Annotated in this window: 16 protein-coding genes; 9 read left to right on the top strand and 7 right to left on the bottom strand. The window is 63.4% G+C overall.

The window, feature by feature from the left end; genetic code table 11:
• Position 1: 1 nt before the first annotated feature.
• The 3 genes from M729_RS0108040 to M729_RS0108030 form a co-directional block, all read right to left on the bottom strand.
• Positions 2–907 (bottom strand): sugar ABC transporter permease, encoded by a 906-nt coding sequence (locus M729_RS0108040; RefSeq protein ID WP_013529495.1) that lies wholly within the window; start codon positions 905–907, stop codon positions 2–4.
• A 65-nt stretch (positions 908–972) separates the two neighbouring features.
• A complete protein-coding gene (locus M729_RS0108035) occupies positions 973–2,289 on the bottom strand; it encodes an extracellular solute-binding protein (RefSeq protein ID WP_013529494.1) in 1,317 nt (438 codons plus the stop codon).
• Between the two features lie 359 nt (positions 2,290–2,648).
• On the bottom strand, positions 2,649–3,344 hold the full coding sequence (locus M729_RS0108030) for a TetR/AcrR family transcriptional regulator (protein WP_013529493.1): 696 nt from the start codon (positions 3,342–3,344) through the stop codon (positions 2,649–2,651).
• A gap of 109 nt (positions 3,345–3,453) precedes the next feature.
• Between M729_RS0108030 and M729_RS0108025 the strand changes: the two genes are divergently transcribed.
• The 3 genes from M729_RS0108025 to M729_RS0108015 are packed head-to-tail and all read left to right on the top strand — an operon-like array spanning position 3,454 to position 5,952.
• Complete coding sequence (locus M729_RS0108025) at positions 3,454–4,650, top strand: Tm-1-like ATP-binding domain-containing protein (protein ID WP_027161281.1); 1,197 nt, start codon at positions 3,454–3,456, stop codon at positions 4,648–4,650.
• A gap of 13 nt (positions 4,651–4,663) precedes the next feature.
• Complete coding sequence (locus M729_RS0108020; RefSeq protein WP_027161280.1) at positions 4,664–5,530, top strand: phosphoenolpyruvate hydrolase family protein; 867 nt, start codon at positions 4,664–4,666, stop codon at positions 5,528–5,530.
• 5 nt (positions 5,531–5,535) lie between these two features.
• Positions 5,536–5,952, top strand: a complete 417-nt coding sequence (locus M729_RS0108015; protein WP_013529490.1) for a cupin domain-containing protein — start codon at positions 5,536–5,538, stop codon at positions 5,950–5,952.
• Between the two features lie 110 nt (positions 5,953–6,062).
• Here M729_RS0108015 and M729_RS0108010 read toward each other — a convergent pair whose 3' ends face one another.
• Both M729_RS0108010 and M729_RS1000000138340 read right to left on the bottom strand, forming a co-directional pair.
• Entirely contained in the window at positions 6,063–7,253 is a 1,191-nt protein-coding gene (locus tag M729_RS0108010; protein WP_027161279.1) for a Xaa-Pro peptidase family protein, read from the bottom strand.
• Positions 7,254–7,315: 62 nt separating this feature from the next.
• On the bottom strand, positions 7,316–7,537 hold the full coding sequence (locus M729_RS1000000138340; protein ID WP_156949281.1) for a hypothetical protein: 222 nt from the start codon (positions 7,535–7,537) through the stop codon (positions 7,316–7,318).
• Between the two features lie 90 nt (positions 7,538–7,627).
• Between M729_RS1000000138340 and M729_RS0108005 the strand changes: the two genes are divergently transcribed.
• From M729_RS0108005 to M729_RS0107985, 5 genes are all read left to right on the top strand, one after another.
• Entirely contained in the window at positions 7,628–9,238 is a 1,611-nt protein-coding gene (locus M729_RS0108005) for an ABC transporter substrate-binding protein (protein WP_027161278.1), read from the top strand.
• A 258-nt stretch (positions 9,239–9,496) separates the two neighbouring features.
• The gene (locus M729_RS0108000; RefSeq protein ID WP_027161277.1) at positions 9,497–10,483 is read left to right on the top strand and encodes an ABC transporter permease; all 987 of its coding nucleotides are present in this window, start codon (positions 9,497–9,499) and stop codon (positions 10,481–10,483) included.
• Positions 10,480–11,310: an ABC transporter permease gene (locus M729_RS0107995; RefSeq protein ID WP_027161276.1), complete on the top strand. Its 831-nt coding sequence runs from the start codon at positions 10,480–10,482 to the stop codon at positions 11,308–11,310. The genes M729_RS0108000 and M729_RS0107995 overlap by 4 nt, the downstream gene beginning before the upstream one ends.
• Positions 11,307–12,209: an ABC transporter ATP-binding protein gene (locus M729_RS0107990; protein WP_027161275.1), complete on the top strand. Its 903-nt coding sequence runs from the start codon at positions 11,307–11,309 to the stop codon at positions 12,207–12,209. The genes M729_RS0107995 and M729_RS0107990 overlap by 4 nt, the downstream gene beginning before the upstream one ends.
• Positions 12,206–13,006, top strand: a complete 801-nt coding sequence (locus M729_RS0107985) for an ATP-binding cassette domain-containing protein (RefSeq protein WP_027161274.1) — start codon at positions 12,206–12,208, stop codon at positions 13,004–13,006. The genes M729_RS0107990 and M729_RS0107985 overlap by 4 nt, the downstream gene beginning before the upstream one ends.
• A 25-nt stretch (positions 13,007–13,031) precedes the next feature.
• Here the strand turns inward: M729_RS0107985 and M729_RS0107980 are convergent, their stop codons facing one another.
• Positions 13,032–13,643, bottom strand: a complete 612-nt coding sequence (locus M729_RS0107980) for an NAD(P)-dependent oxidoreductase (protein WP_027161273.1) — start codon at positions 13,641–13,643, stop codon at positions 13,032–13,034.
• A 37-nt stretch (positions 13,644–13,680) separates the two neighbouring features.
• Entirely contained in the window at positions 13,681–14,319 is a 639-nt protein-coding gene (locus M729_RS0107975) for a DsbA family protein (RefSeq protein ID WP_013529481.1), read from the bottom strand.
• A 134-nt stretch (positions 14,320–14,453) separates the two neighbouring features.
• Here M729_RS0107975 and M729_RS0107970 point away from each other — a divergent pair, with 134 nt between their 5' ends.
• Complete coding sequence (locus tag M729_RS0107970; RefSeq protein ID WP_027161272.1) at positions 14,454–15,371, top strand: LysR family transcriptional regulator; 918 nt, start codon at positions 14,454–14,456, stop codon at positions 15,369–15,371.

The raw sequence follows: 15,371 nt of genomic DNA, 5'->3' as shown, positions 1-15,371 counted from the left end.
CTCAGCGCTCCTTAACTTTGTTGAGGTATTTCACATAGATGTTGGTGATCGCCAGCACCATGATCAGCACGATATAGGCAAGCGCGCAGGAGCGCCCCGTCTGCCATTCCTGGAAAGCCATCTTGTAGAGACGGATGGAAATCACCTCGGTGCTCGGCTGCGTCGACAGCACATAGGCAAGATCGAAAGTCTTGAAGGCTTCCATGGTGCGGAAGATGACCGCGATCATCAGGATCGGCGCGACCAGCGGCAGCGTGATGCGGAAGAAGGTATAGAACGGCCCGGCGCGGTCGATCGCGGCAGCTTCGTAAAGATGCTTCGGCACCGCCGAAAGCCCGGCGAGCGATAACAGCATGACGAAGGGTGACCACATCCAGATGTCCGTGAACGCCACCGCGTAGAGCGCCATCTTCGGGTCGCCGAGCCATTGGAATTTGCCGAGGTCGAGCACGTAGTTGATGACACCCCAGGACGGATCGTAGAGCAGCTTCCAGAACAGGCCGACCACCGCCATCGAGAGCATCATCGGCAAGAGCAGCAATGTCGTGATCAGGCCCTTGAGCGGAATGGTGCGATTGAGCAGCATTGCCGTTCCAAAGCCGACGACAACCTGACCGACGACCGAGACGATGACGTATTTCGCGGTCACCGCGAAATTGTTCCAGATATAAGGGTCGCTGAGGAGCTCGCGATAGTTCTTCAGTCCGACGAAATTGGCCGGCGCATTGGTCGATGCGCGGAAGTCGGTGAAGGAATAGCCGAGCGAATAGATCAGCGGAAAGATGTTGAAGACGATCAGGAACACGATCGTCGGGATGATGAAGAGGTTGCGTATCGAAATGTCGCTGAGGCCGCGAGAGGCGGCTCTGGAGGAGGTATTCAGCGGTGTGATCATTGTGGTCGCCAAGACCTCCTCCCATTCCTGAAAAAGAAAACGGAGGAGGCGCAGGCCTCCTCCGCACTACATGTCGGTTATTGGCCGCGGCCGTATTTCTTGAACGTGGCGTCCCAATCCTTCGCCAGCGCATCCAGCATTTCCTTGGCCGTACCATCGCCGTTTACGATGTACGGATAGACACGCTGGTTGAGCTGCTGCAGCAGTTCCGCATACTCCGGCACCGCCCAGAAGTCCTTGACCTTGAACATCGTGTCGTAGAAGGCCTTGTTGTAGGGCGTGGCGTTCTGAAACTCGGCCGATTCCAGCACGGCCTTGTTGCAGGTGTAGCCGCCGAGGGCCGCCCACTTCTTCTGCGTATCGTCCTGGATGAACCACTTCAGGAATTTCATCGCCTCTTCCTTGTTGTTGGAATAGGAGACGACGGAAATGCCCTGGCCGCCGAGCGCGGCGAACTGTTCGCCACCTGGACCTGCCGGGTTGGCGAAGAAGCCGGTGTTCTTGGCGTTCGGGTTCGACGCCTCGTTGATCAACGAGGGGAAGAAGGCGAAGTAGTTCATGCTCATCGCCGCCAGGCCTTCGGTGATGGCCTGGTTGTTCTCGACGAAAAAGGCGTTGGTCCAGCCCGGAGGCGTGAAGCCGAACAGCTTGCGGTAGTTTTCCGCCGCGGCCACCGCCTTGTCCGAGTTGATGATGCCGTCGACCTTGTAGGTGCCGAAGTCGCCGAGCTCACCGCCATACGAGAACAGCGCGTTCTCGAAGCCCATCGCCAGGCCGTCATACTGGTTCTGTGTGTAGATGGCGATGCCGTAGCGGTTCTGGTCGGGCCTGTTGAAGAACTCCGCGATGTCGGTCATTTCCTTGAAGGTCTTCGGAACGGCAAGGTCGTAGCCATACTTGGCCTTGAACGCTTCCATTTCCTTCGGATCCTCGAACCAGTCCTTGCGGTAGGCCCAGCCCACGGCGTCGCCCTCGGCCGGGATCGACCAGTATTTGCCGCTGTTGCCGGGATATTCGGAGTAGAACTTGACCGTCGCCGGAGCCATCTTGTCGAGAACCTTGTTCTCTTTGACGAAGTCGGTGAGGTCGACATAGTGACCGCCCTCGGAGGCGGCACCAAGCCATTGCGAGTCGCCGACGACCAGGTCATAGGCGCTGCCCTTGGCGTTGAACTCGGTAAAGGCCTTGGTCTGGAAGTCGGCCCACGGGGTGGTTTCCACCGTGATCTTGACGCCGGTTTGCTTCTCGTACTCGTTGCCGAGCTCCTGCAGATAGTTTGCGGGATCCCATTCAGCCCAGAAGATGGTGAGTGACTTTTCCTGCGCGTAAACGGACGTTCCGCAGGCAAGCGTTAAGCCGATACCAGCAAGTACGCTGGTCACTAACTTGCGCATAATGATTTCCTCCCTTGTGCGCGTTCTACCTTATCGTGCGAGCCGGCAACGTGGCCGGCCCTGGTAGTTCCTCCCGTGATCGCACCTTTCCGGTTTCGAGCCTCCTCGCCCCGCCGGAAAATGGATCGCAGCCCTCACTTTCGATCCGCTTTTCTGATCCAATCTGGTATTACCAATTTTGCATGCGCGTCAAGCCCTTTCTTGGCAGCTTGACGTGGCCATTTCCATCGGATTACCGCTTTATCTGCCTGTTTTACCAAGATTTTCCTACTCAGTGATATGATCGGGTATTGTCCAATACCCCACCCAACCGCTAAGATCAGTAGTGTGCATGCCAATCTGGTCGAACCAGTTAGGCTCTATTTCACGACTGCCTTCGGATCGAGGCTGCCTCCTTCATCGACCGATTCCGCCACTGCCGCACGCACCAGCGCCCCGGCCGCCCACTGTGCGACCGACATCGTCCGGCGGCTGTCCAGCCCCCAGATATCCTTGAGCACGATCAGCACCTCGACGCCGAAGATAAGCGACAGCGCCTGTGCCAGCCGCTTGAAGTCGCGCGGCGGCAAACGGCCCTTGAGCGGCGCGATCGCATCCTTCAGCAGGTCGATGCGGTGGCCACGCGTAAAGGCGGGCTCACCGCCCAGCGTGCCGGCCTGACGCCGCGCCCATTGATCGAGCGACAGCTTCAGTGCTGCCTTGAACGTAGCCTCGAAGGCCTCGATGCGCGGCATGGCCGTGTCGAACAGCTCGGCGACCCGGCGCTCGGCATCGGCGGAGGTCGATTGCCAGGTGAGGATTGGCCCCAGCCCCTCGTCGACGACGGCCTGCACCAGTGCCGACTGGCTCGGGAAGTAACGATAGGCGGTGGCGCGGGAAACCTCGGCCGCCTCGGCGACCTCGCTGACTGAGGGCGTGACGCCCGCCTGCATCAGCCTTGTTGCCGTCTCCAGCATCAGCCGTTTGGTCCGCGCGCGTGGCCCACGTTCGGGCACTGGGCCGGTTGCCCGTTCAGCCTCGTCGCTCGCAGCGGATTGTTGACGTGAGACATTCATACCAATACGATACGCGCGTCTCAAAAATTTGCAATGGTCCGCATCGTCAAGTGGCCCGGGCAATGAGCGATGGGGGCGGCATCGCGCCTGCCAGGATTGGGAGAGCGCAATGAAGCGTATCTATGTGGTGGGTACCGCGGACACCAAGGGCGAGGAACTCGCCTTCCTGGCCGATGCGATCACGGCTGCGGGCGCCCTCGTTTGTCGTGTCGATGTCGGAACGCGCGACGCAACCATCCCCGTCGATATCAGCGCGAGGGAAATCGCCGACCATCATCCCGGCGGCCGTGAAACCGTGCTCGGCGGCAATGATCGCGGCGCCGCGGTCGCCGCAATGGGCATCGCCTTCGCCCGCTTTGCCCAATCGCGCAACGACATCGCGGCCATGATCGGCATCGGCGGCGGTGGCGGCACATCGATCGTCACGTCGGGCATGCGCGCCCTGCCGCTCGGCCTGCCCAAGATCATGGTCTCGACGCTCGCCTCCGGCGATACCGCTCCCTACGTCGATGTCTCCGACATCATCATGATGCCTTCTGTGACCGACATGGCCGGACTGAACCGGCTCTCCCGTGTCGTGTTGCACAACGCGGCTCAAGCCATATCAGGCATGGCGGCCAGCCCGGCGCCACCACCCGACGGCAAGCCATCGATCGGCCTCACCATGTTCGGCGTCACCACGCCTTGCGTGACCGCCATCGCCGACCAGCTCCGTTCCGGATATGACTGCATGGTGTTCCACGCCACCGGCACCGGCGGCCGCAGCATGGAAAAGCTGGCCGACAGCGGCTTGCTGTCCGGCGTCGTCGACATCACCACGACCGAAGTCTGCGATCTTCTGTTCGGCGGCGTGCTGCCGGCGACGGAGGATCGTTTCGGCGCCGTCGCACGCACGGGGCTGCCCTATGTCGGCTCCGTCGGCGCGCTCGATATGGTGAACTTCTGGGCGCCTTCGACCATCCCGGAACACTATCGCGACCGGCTGTTCTACGAACACAATCCCAATGTCACGCTTATGCGCACCACGGCGGACGAATGCCGTGCGATCGGCGAGTGGATCGGCACCAGGCTCGCCCGCTGCAAGGGGCCGGTGCATTTTCTCATCCCGGAAAAAGGCGTCTCGGCGCTCGACATCGAAGGCGGCGCCTTCTTCGACCGGGAAGCCGACGCCGTTCTGTTCGATGCCATCGAGCGCACCATCAAGCCCAACGGCAAGCGGCGCGTGACGCGCCTGCCGCTGCATATCAACGACCCGGAATTCGCAAGGGCTGCAACAGCGGCCTTCCTCGACATCGCCAGACAGTGAGAGACCTCAAAAAATGCCCGCCATACCGCGCAAGGACATCTTGAAGAAATTCAGGGGAATGATCGACAAGGGCGTGCCGATCGTCGGCGGCGGCGCCGGCACCGGCCTGTCGGCGAAGGCCGAGGAGGCCGGCGGCATCGACCTCATCATCATCTACAATTCCGGCCGCTACCGCATGGCCGGGCGCGGCTCGGCCGCCGGCCTGCTCGCCTATGGCAATGCCAACGAGATCGTCAAGGAAATGGCCTATGAGGTGCTGCCGGTGGTCAGACACACGCCGGTGCTGGCCGGCGTCAACGGCACCGACCCCTTCGTCATCATGCCGCTGCTGCTGGCAGAGCTGAAGACGATGGGCTTTTCCGGCGTGCAGAATTTTCCCACCATCGGCCTGTTCGACGGCAGCATGCGGCAGAGCTTCGAGGAGACCGGCATGGGCTTCGGCCTCGAGGTCGACATGATCGCCGAGGCGCACAAGCTCGACCTCTTGACCACGCCCTACGTCTTCAACCCGGATGAGGCCCGCGCCATGACAAAAGCCGGCGCCGACATCGTCGTCGCCCATATGGGTGTGACGACAGGTGGCTCGATCGGCGCCACGTCAGCCAAGTCGCTCGACGACTGCGTTCAGGAGATCGACGCCATCGCCAATGCCGCGCGCTCGGTGCGCAAGGATGTCATCCTGCTTTGCCATGGCGGCCCGATTTCGATGCCCGACGACGCCCGTTACATTCTCTCCCAGGCCAAGGGCCTGCACGGCTTCTATGGCGCCAGCTCGATGGAACGGCTGCCGGCGGAAGCGGCGATCGCCAAGCAGACGGCCGATTTCAAGGCCGTCGCGCTCGGCGGCCAGAAGATCACATTCAAGAAAAAGAAGGGATGAGAGAGATGACCGACAAGAGCAAAGTGTTCGTGTACCCGAAGGACGTCAGCGCCTTCGGCTTCGACTGGGGAAAATTGGCGCTGACGGTGGCGCCCGAAGTGAATGGCGCAACCCGCTTTTCCGGCGGCGTCGTCGACCTGCCTTCCGGCAAGGGCCACACGCGCCACAACCATCCGGGCGCGGAAGAAATCATCTTCGTCATCTCAGGCCATGGCGAACAGATGGTCGAGGACGAGAAGGGCAACCCGATGGTCGAGAAGGTCGGCCCCGGCTGCACCATCTACGTGCCGGAAAGCCGCTTTCATTCGACGCTCAACACCGGCGACGGGCCGATGCAGCTGTTCGTCGTCTATTCGCCGGCAGGACCTGAACTGGTTTTGCGTGAGCTGCCGGATTTCAGGCTGATTCCGCCGGGGCAGTGATCTTTCCTCGGTTCCGGCTCCGACCTCTGCCCTCGGGGAGAGGTCGGATTGCCCCGAATTGCTTTTCCCGGATGGCAATCCGGGTGAGGGGGCAGCAGCCTCAATACCAGCTAGGCCGTCCCACCCCTGTTCCACCCCCGGCCCCGATCACCGAACATCACATAGCCAGCGTCCGTCACCGCCAGCGTGTCTTCCAGCTTGATGAAGCCCCGTGTCGGGTGAAGCATGGTCGTCTCCACCGACAGTACCATGTTCTTCTCCAGCGGCTTGGCCGCATAGGTGCCTTCATAGGTCACCGGATGGTTGGTCATCAGGAACGGCGCCTCGTGCGTGATCAGGCCCATGCCATGGGCGAAGAAATCCGTGTAGGGCGCGACCTTCGAAGCCTTCAGCACGCCCTCGGCATGCGAAATCATGTCGCCGCCCAGCGTGCCCGCTTTGACTTTTGAGAAGGCCGCCTGCTGCACCGTCTCGACCTCGGCCAGCAGATCTTCCAGCTCGGCATCCGGTTTGCCGAGAATGCCCATCCGGCAGAGGTCGCCTATATAGCCGTGATAATTGCCGCCGGAATCGATTGACAGCACCTCGCCTTTTTCCCACGCCTGCGGTGAAGCGGCGCGGTTGTGGCTGGCACCCAGCGTCAGCAGGCAATATTCGAAATGGATGCCGCGATTGGTTTCCTCGCGCCGCAGCTGCTCGATGATCTCGCTTTTAGTCGTGCCTTCACGCGCCCAGGCAATGGTCGCCAGCATGGAATCGGTGATCAGTTCGGAGGCCGTGCGCAGCTTCTCCAGCTCCGCATCGGTCTTGATGGCGCGCATGCGCTCCAGCATGTCGGTCGCATCGATCAGCCTGGCATCCGGCAACGCCTTGCGGATCAGCGTATAGGCGTCCGATGGCAGGAAGCCAGGCTCGATGCCGATGCGCGCGCCGGCCTTGCCGATCTTCTGCAGGTGCTCGACCGCAAGGTTGGCGGCATCGAGCGTGCCCCAGCAGGCGGCGTGCAGCGTCGGCGTCCAGAACGGATTGTTCTGGTGCTCGCCGCCCTCCATGCGGTTGCCGATATAGGCGGCATGGTCCGGCCCGCCCTTTTCGTACACGACGATCGGCAGGTACCGGCTGTGGCCGATCGCATCCATGGCGGCAAAGAAGATGAACTTGTAACCGCCCAGCAGATATTGCGTGTTGTGCTTGGAGGTGGCGAGCAGCACATCGATGCCGGCCTCCTCCATCAGCCGGTCGACCCTTGCCTGGTCGAACGGGATATTGCCGACGGCATTCTTGCCCGGAGCAATGTTCATCTCTCTCTCCCTGAATTGCCTGGGACCGCCGGTCGTTCCGCTCGCGATCCCCTGGCCATGACTCAAATCTGCACCATTTTGCCCGTTCTGGTCCAGCCAGAAATAGGGAAAACAGCACCGTTCGATGTCATCATACCTTTGTCCGTCGCATATCCCATCAATTTGGTCCTACCAGATTGACGTGATAGAAGCGCATGCTCCAAACTGGTCCAGCGGACGAAAATTTCAAAGCCAAGCGAGGATGCGCCAATTCCGTCTCTGGCGAAACCCTCGGCAAGGCTCATAATCGCCGCCGCAAGGATGCTGGCGGGCTTGCCGGCGTCCGAGGGGTATTGGCGCGCCCAACCGGGTCGCGGAGAGGACGGAGTTCGATCATGTCAGGTTTCACGATTTCCAGGCGCACGATGCTTTCCGGCTCGGCAATGCTGCTGGCCTCCACCGCCATCCCGACACCGGGCTGGGCGCAGACGCCGAAGAAGGGCGGGCGGCTTGTGCTTGCCGCCGATTCCGAACCGCGCAACCTCAACCCGGCGATCGTCGCTTCCAACGGCGTCTTCTTCATCTCCAGCAAGATCGTCGAAACGCTGGCCGAAGCCTCCTACGACGGCAAGGACGGACTCGCGCCAAGGCTGGCGCTGAGCTGGGAGGGTGCCGCCGATGGGCTCTCGGTGACGTTCAAACTGCGCGACGGCGTCAAATGGCATGACGGCAAACCGTTCACCTCGGCCGACGTCGCCTTCTCGGCGCTGCAAATCTGGAAGCCGCTGCAAAATCTCGGCCGCACCGTGTTCAAGGATCTGGCCAGCGTCGACACCCCTGACGATCTCACCGCCGTGTTCAAATTCGCCAAGCCGACGCCGTTCCAGTTGATCCGCAACGCGCTGCCGGCGCTGAGCAGCGTGGTGCCGAAGCACATCTACGAGGTCGGCAAGATCGAGGACAACCCGGCCAACAACGCGCCCATCGGTACCGGACCGTTCAAATTCGGCGAGTACAAGGCCGGCCAGTATTACCGGCTGACCAAAAACACCGACTACTGGGGCAAGGATGAGCCCTATCTCGACGAGATCATCTATCAGGTGCTGCCGGATCGCACGTCCGCGGCGAGCGCGCTGGAGGCCGGAGAGATCCAGCTCGCGGCCTTTTCCGCCGTGCCGCTGGCCGACCTCGACCGCATCTCGAAAGTGCCGGGCCTGAAAGTGATCACCAAGGGTTACGAAGGGCTGACCTATCAACTCGTCGTCGAGATCAATCATCGCCGCAAGGAACTGGCCGACGTCAAAGTGCGGCAGGCGATCGCACATGCCATCGACAAGGATTTCGTCGTCAAGACGGTGTTCCTCGGCTATGCCGCGACAGCCACCGGCCCGGTGCCGAAGAACGATCCACAATTCTACACCGCCGATGTGCCGACCTATGCCTTCGACGTCGCCAAGGCCAACGCGCTGCTCGATGAAGCCGGCTACAAGAAAGGCCCGGACGGCAAGCGCTTCACGCTGAAACTGCTGCCTGCGCCCTATTTCAACGAGACAAAACAGTTCGGCGACTATCTGCGCCAGGCGCTCGCCGCCATCGGCATCGACGCTGAGCTGGTCAACAACGACTCGGCCGCGCACATCAAGGCGGTCTACACCGACCACGCCTTCGATCTCGCGGTCGGTCCGCCGGTGTTCCGCGGCGATCCGGCGATCTCGACCACCATCCTGGTGCAGAGCGGCATTCCCAACGGCGTGCCGTTCTCCAACCAGGGCGGCTACAAGAACGATGCGCTCGATGCGCTCATCGCCAAGGCATCGGAGACGCTCGACGCATCAGCCCGCACCGACCTCTACAAGGAGTTCCAGAAGGCGGTGGCTGCCGACCTGCCGCTGATCAACGTCGCCGAATGGAGTTTCATCAGCGTCGCGCGAGACACCGTCGGCAACATCGCCAACAACCCGCGCTGGGCGGTGTCGAACTGGGCGGACACGTATTTGGAAGCGTGACAGAATTGCGCGGATGAAAATTCGCGAAATCATCGTAGGCTTTGAGTTCTACGAGGCCCCCCTCTGTCCTACCGGACATCTCCCCCTCAAGGGGGGAGATTGGCCGCTTGTCTGTCCCGCGAATTCTTCAACGTTGGAGATTGGCGAAGCCAAAAGAGACAGCCGATCTCCCCCCTTGAGGGGGAGATGTCCGGCAGGACAGAGGAGGGTGCCTAGGCGCGGTCCTAATCAACGTATCGCCAACCCATCGACGCCCCCATGAACCGCGCCCTCACCCTTCTCCGCCGCCGCCTCGTCGGCAGCGTCTTCGTGCTGCTGATCGTCGTCATCGGCACGTTCCTTTTGCTCGAGGCCGCCCCCGGCGACGCCGTCGACGCCTACATCGTCTCGACCGGCGGCGACGCCGGCATGATCGAATTGCTGCGTCATCGCTGGGGCCTCGACCAGTCGGAGCTGACGCGGCTGGCTAACTACCTCTGGGCGCTGTTGCATCTCGACCTCGGCCAGTCGGTGACCTTCTCCCGACCGATCCGCGATGTGATCCTCGAACGCCTGCCCAACACGCTGCTGTTGATGGTCAGCGCCACCGTGCTCTCCTTCGGGCTCGGCTCGGCACTCGGCATCTATGCCGGCGCGCGGCCCGGGAGTTTGCGCGACCGCTTCCTGTCGATCGGCTCGCTGGCGCTCTATGCCGTGCCGGGTTTCTGGCTCGGACTGGTGCTGATCGTCGTCTTTGCCGTCGACCTGCGCTGGCTGCCGATCGGCGGCATCGAGACCCTGGCTTCCGACAAGACCGGCCTTGACCGCGCAGCCGACATCGCCGTCCATCTTATCCTGCCTGTTTCGGCCCTCGGCTTCATCTACCTGGCGCTCTATCTGCGCATGATGCGCGCCGGCATGGCCGAGGTCTGGCGGCAGGATTTTGTGCTGGCCGCCCGCGCCAGAGGGCTTTCGCGCCGCCGCATCGTGCTCGCCCACATTGCCCGCAATGCACTGCTGCCGCTGGTCACCATGCTCGGCCTGCAGTCGGCGCAGATGCTCGGCGGCAGCGTCGTCATCGAGAGCGTCTTTTCCGTGCCCGGCCTCGGCCGGCTGGCGCAGGAGGCAGTCGCCTCCCGCGATACGCCGCTTCTGCTCGGCATTATTCTCACCAGCGCCGTCCTGGTCATTGTCATCAACCTTGCCGTCGACATCGCCTATGCCTTCCTCGACCCGCGCGTCGGCGCCAGCGAGGCCGGCGCATGAGTGCCCTCCGCCGCTTTCTGCGCACGCCCGAGGCGGTCGCCGGCGCCATCCTCCTGGCGGCGCTGATCGCCATGGCGCTGTCGGCGTCGCTGCTGTTCCCCGGCGATCCGCAAGCGATTGCCGGGCCGGCGCTGCTGCCGCCGTTCCAGGACTGGTCGCTCCCGCTTGGCACCGATCGGCTTGGCCGCGACGTGCTGGCCGAGCTTTTTCATGGCGCCCGCACATCGCTGGCTGTCGGGATCGCCGCCGCGGCCGCCGCACTTGTCGTCGGGGCAGTGGTCGGCACATTGGCCGGCTTTGCCGGCGGCCTCGTCGACGAGGTGCTGATGCGCACCACCGACGCCTTCCAGACCGTGCCGAGCTTCCTGCTGGCACTGGCCTTCGTCAGCGTCGTCGGACCGTCGCTCGGCATCGTCGTGATCGCCATCGCGCTCGGCACCTGGACCGGACCAGCCCGTGTCGCCCGCGCGGAAGTCCTCTCCATTCGCGAACGCGATTATGTCGCCGGGGCCAGGGTCATCGGCATGCACCCGCTGGCGATCGCCTTTCGCGAGGTGCTGCCCAATGCCTTGCCGCCGGTGCTGGCGATGTCGTCGGTGATCGTCGCCGCGGCGATCCTCACCGAGGCGGCCTTGTCGTTCCTCGGCCTGGGCGATCCCAACCGGGTCACCTGGGGCGGCATGATTGCCGAGGGCCGCGCTGTCCTGCGCACCGCGCCCTTCTTGTCGATCGTCCCGGGCATAGCGCTGGTGCTGACCGTGCTCGGCGTCTATCTCGCCGGTGAAGGCCTCGTCGAGACGACGGCGGTCAGGAGAGGCATGTCGTGACCACCCTGGCTTCGATCCGCGACCTGACGGTGACCTACCGCCGCGACGGCAACGAGGCGACGGCGCTGAAGGATGTCGGCCTCGACATAGAGGCTGGCGAGCGCTTGGCCATCATCGGCGAAAGCGGTTCGGGCAAGAGCACGCTGGCGCTGGCGATTGCAGGGCTGTTGCCGGCAAGCACCAAGACTGAAGGAAAGATCGATTGGTTCCTACCGTCGGCGTTGGGCGCCAAGGCACCCCCCTCTGTCCTGCCGGACATGTCCGGCAGGACAGAGGGGGGCCTCGTAGAGCACAGACCGCAAAAGCTCTTCACCAGATCAAGTCACCCTCCCCTCGGCGGCCGCGATATCGGTTTCGTCTTCCAGGACCCATCCGCCAGCCTCGACCCCGTAATGCCAATCGGCAAACAAATCGCCGAAGTCGCCCGCACCCATCTCGGCCTCACCTGGCCGCAGGCCTACACGCAAGCAAAAACCCTGCTCGAACGCGTCCGGCTGCCCGATCCTGACTCGGCCCTGCGCGCCTTCCCGCACCAGCTTTCCGGCGGCCAGAAGCAGCGTGTGGCGATCGCCGCCGCCATTGCGGCCGGTCCGAAATTGCTGATCGCCGACGAAGCGACCAGCGCGCTCGATACCATCGTGCAGGCCGAGATCGTCGCCTTGATCCGACGCCTGGTGACCGAGGACGGCATGACGCTGCTGTTCATCAGCCATGACATCGCGCTGGCGGCCGAGCTTGCCGGGCGCATCGCCGTTTTCCGCCATGGGCAGTTGGTCGAGCTTGGCATGACGGCGCAGATTGTCGGCGCCCCGGCCCAGCCCTATACGCGCGCATTGCTCGATGCCGATATCGGCCTCGACACCAAGCCGCTGCTGAACCGAGCCGGGCTCCACGCATGAGCCTGCTGGCGGTGTCCAATCTCACCAAGCGCTACCGTCGAGGCGACAACACCATCGCTGCAGTCGACGATGTCTCCTTTCACATCGAGCCGGGCGAAACGCTGGCGTTGGCCGGACCCTCCGGCAGCGGCAAATCGACGATCGCGCGGGTGGTGCTGCGATTGATCGAGCCGGACGACGGACGCATCGAGTTCGAAGGCGACGATTTCCTGGCCCTGCGCAGCGCAGCACTGCGTGCCCGCCGCGCGCGCCTGCAAATGGTGTTCCAGGACCCGCTTGCCGCCTTCAACCCGCGCGCCACAGTGGCGCGTGTGCTCGACGATCCCTTGCGCATCCATGGCATCGCTTCCCGCAGCGAGCGCCCGCGCCGCATCGCCGCCTTGCTGGAGCGCGTCGGGCTGACGGCGGACCTCGCCCCGCGTGCCATCCATGAAATCTCAGGCGGCCAGCGGCAGCGCGTCGCCATTGCCCGCGCCATCGCCACGAAGCCGTTGCTGATCGTGCTCGATGAAGCGGTGTCGGCGCTCGACGTTTCCGTGCGCGGGGAGATCCTCGAGCTTTTGCTCGACCTGCAGCGCCAGGAAAAGATCGCCTATCTCTTCATTTCACATGATCTCGGCGTCATCCGGTCGGTCGCCCACCGCGTCATCCTTCTCGACGCCGGCCGGGTTGCCGAGAACGGCGATGCCCGAACCGTCATCGACGCACCGCAATCGGCCATCGGCAAGGCGCTGGTGGCGGCAGCACCGAGATTGAACCGGACCCTGATGCGACTGGCGTCGGCCGGCCTCGATTGAGACCCGGCCGCCGCCACCCGTTCGCTCAATAGCCGACGGTGAAGCGCTGCCTGATATGGGCCGGCTTCTCGATCTCGTCGACCATGACGATCGCGTAGTCCTCGAAGGAAATGCTGCTGCCCTTGTCGGAGGCGAGAAGCGTGTCCTTGCCGAGGCGGAATTTGCCGGTGCGCTCGCCAGGCACGAACATGGCGGATGGCGACAGGAACGTCCAATCGAGGTCGTCGACCGTCTTCAATCTGTCCAGGAAGTCGGCGCCCTTCTGCGCTTCTGCCTTGTAGATCGCCGGGAAGTCGGGGCTATCGACCAGCCGCTTGCCGGGCGCGACTTCGAGACTGCCGGCGCCGCCGACGACGAGATAGCGCTTCACGCCGGAGGCGCGCACCGCCTCGATCAGCGCATCGGTATCGCTGTCCAGGAAATGCACAGAGCTGATCACAGCGTCATGGCCGCGGATCAGGTCCGCGAGACCTTCTGTGTCGAAGACATCGCCCTTCCTGGCCGTCACGCCCGGAAGCGCGACAATCTTTTCCGGGTTGCGCGCGATGCCCGTGACGGTATGGCCGCCATCGGAGAGTTCCCTGAGAAGGCGCGAACCGACAGCGCCCGATGCACCAATGAGAGCGACTTTTGCCATGTCTGTTTCCTTATGCTTGGGGGTCTGGAGGATGGGGTCACGCCGCCGCGATGTGGGCGACGAGATTGTCGAAGCTGCCGAACAGCGCGTTCGAACCGATGAGCCGGGGCGCATCGTTGCGGATGACCGCGAGCGAAGGCACGCCATCGGCATGCAGGCGCTGGAACAGCGCACGGCCACGGCCAACCTGGTCGCGGTGAGCCGTCAGCAATGTTTCGGTCGGCGCCTTGAGCATTTCGGCGGCGTCCGCCATGCCGTCGGCGGCGAGCACCTCGGCCACACCGCCGATCGTCACGACATCGCGTCCTTCTACATAGCGCGCATGCTGGATCGTCTTCAGCGCCGCAAACCGGCGGCTAGGGTCCTCCAGGCCAGCGGCAGTGATGCCGAGTGTGGCGGCATGTGAGTCGAGCAGGGTGCCACGGACATTGAGGACATTGTGCCGGTAGGCCGGCGTGAACGATTGTCCGGTCAGGCGCTCGATGCGCTGGTCGTTCGCCCAGGCGTGCGCCGCAAAACCTTCATCCATCGGACGCGCGCCGGCGCCGGAAAACAGGCCGGTCGGCAGCAGCTCGACGCGCACGCCGGTGGCCGACAACCGGCCGAGCATCCGGGTGGCACCATAGCACCAGCCGCACAGCGGATCGAAAAGATAGGTCACTTCTGAATTGTTCATAATCGCTGCTACCCATGATCCGGCTGCCGGCTTGATGGAATGCCGTTGGCTGATATGTGGCAGGTGGGGGTCTTGCGATAAATGGCACCCAATAGTACAAACTGTATGATCTGATCATACAAATGGCAGCCAGCTTGGCCGAACTTCTGAACCTCAATCGGCTCGCCTACTTCACCACGGTGATGGAAACCGGCTCGTTCACGGCCGCAGCCAACCGGCTTGGCGTCGCCAAGGCCGTGGTCAGCCATCAGATCGGCAAGCTCGAAGAGGAACTGGGCGCAACGCTGCTGCAGCGCACGACCCGGCGTGTCACGCCGACCGAAGAGGGTCGCCTCTTCTATGACCGCGCGATGATCATCCTGCGGGAAGCGGAGGCCGCCTATGGCGAAATCTCGCGCGGGACCGTCGAACCGAGCGGAACGCTGAGGCTGACGGCGCCGCTCGACTACGGCACCAAGATGGTGGCTCCGGTCATGGCGGCCTATCTCAGAACCTATCCGCAGATGCGCGTCGAGGCGATCTTCGACGACGCCGTCAGCAATCTGGTGGACGAGCAGATCGATCTCGGCATCCGCGTCGGCTGGCTCACCGATTCCTCGAACCAGGCGCGGCGGCTGGGGACGATCCGGCAAATCGTGGTGGCGAGCCCTGGCTTCGCGGCGAGCCTGCCGCCCGACCTGACGCCGCACCAGGCAAGATCGCTGGCCTGGGTCGGCAACACCCAGTTGCGCGGCGTCGGCCAATGGCTGTTTTCCAGGGATGGCGAAACGGTGCTGACCGAGCTCAATCCGGTCCTCATGTGCGACAAGAGTCCCGCCGCCCTTGCTTGCGTGCTCGTCGGCATCGGGCTGGGCGTCTTTCCGGACTACAGCGTCAGCGACGATATCGCCGAGGGGCGGCTGGTGCCGGTATTTGCCGACTGGAGCCTGCCGTCAGGCGGCATCCACGCAGTCTTTCCGCCGGCCCGGTTCCGGCCCGCCAAGGTGCGCACCTTCGTCGATCTGCTCGCGGCGGCCGAGAAGCGGCGATCGCGCGGTGTTGCCACGGCTTGA

Source organism: Mesorhizobium sp. WSM1293 (assembly GCF_000513875.1).
GTDB classification, from domain to species: domain Bacteria; phylum Pseudomonadota; class Alphaproteobacteria; order Rhizobiales; family Rhizobiaceae; genus Mesorhizobium; species Mesorhizobium ciceri.
Note: the sequence above shows the minus strand (reverse complement) of the source record. Positions and strands in the feature narration are given on the sequence as shown.

What these genes read in the sequence shown, in the direction of transcription:
- M729_RS0107980 (WP_027161273.1), bottom strand. Translation starts at nt 13,643, where the DNA reads ATGGCAAAAGTCGCTCTCATTGGTGCATCGGGCGCTGTCGGTTCGCGC.
- M729_RS0108025 (WP_027161281.1), top strand. Translation starts at nt 3,454, where the DNA reads ATGAAGCGTATCTATGTGGTGGGTACCGCGGACACCAAGGGCGAGGAA.
- M729_RS0107975 (WP_013529481.1), bottom strand. Translation starts at nt 14,319, where the DNA reads ATGAACAATTCAGAAGTGACCTATCTTTTCGATCCGCTGTGCGGCTGG.
- M729_RS0108015 (WP_013529490.1), top strand. Translation starts at nt 5,536, where the DNA reads ATGACCGACAAGAGCAAAGTGTTCGTGTACCCGAAGGACGTCAGCGCC.
- M729_RS0107985 (WP_027161274.1), top strand. Translation starts at nt 12,206, where the DNA reads ATGAGCCTGCTGGCGGTGTCCAATCTCACCAAGCGCTACCGTCGAGGC.
- M729_RS0108005 (WP_027161278.1), top strand. Translation starts at nt 7,628, where the DNA reads ATGTCAGGTTTCACGATTTCCAGGCGCACGATGCTTTCCGGCTCGGCA.
- M729_RS0108020 (WP_027161280.1), top strand. Translation starts at nt 4,664, where the DNA reads ATGCCCGCCATACCGCGCAAGGACATCTTGAAGAAATTCAGGGGAATG.
- M729_RS0108000 (WP_027161277.1), top strand. Translation starts at nt 9,497, where the DNA reads ATGAACCGCGCCCTCACCCTTCTCCGCCGCCGCCTCGTCGGCAGCGTC.
- M729_RS0108030 (WP_013529493.1), bottom strand. Translation starts at nt 3,344, where the DNA reads ATGAATGTCTCACGTCAACAATCCGCTGCGAGCGACGAGGCTGAACGG.
- M729_RS0108035 (WP_013529494.1), bottom strand. Translation starts at nt 2,289, where the DNA reads ATGCGCAAGTTAGTGACCAGCGTACTTGCTGGTATCGGCTTAACGCTT.
- M729_RS1000000138340 (WP_156949281.1), bottom strand. Translation starts at nt 7,537, where the DNA reads ATGAGCCTTGCCGAGGGTTTCGCCAGAGACGGAATTGGCGCATCCTCG.
- M729_RS0107995 (WP_027161276.1), top strand. Translation starts at nt 10,480, where the DNA reads ATGAGTGCCCTCCGCCGCTTTCTGCGCACGCCCGAGGCGGTCGCCGGC.
- M729_RS0108010 (WP_027161279.1), bottom strand. Translation starts at nt 7,253, where the DNA reads ATGAACATTGCTCCGGGCAAGAATGCCGTCGGCAATATCCCGTTCGAC.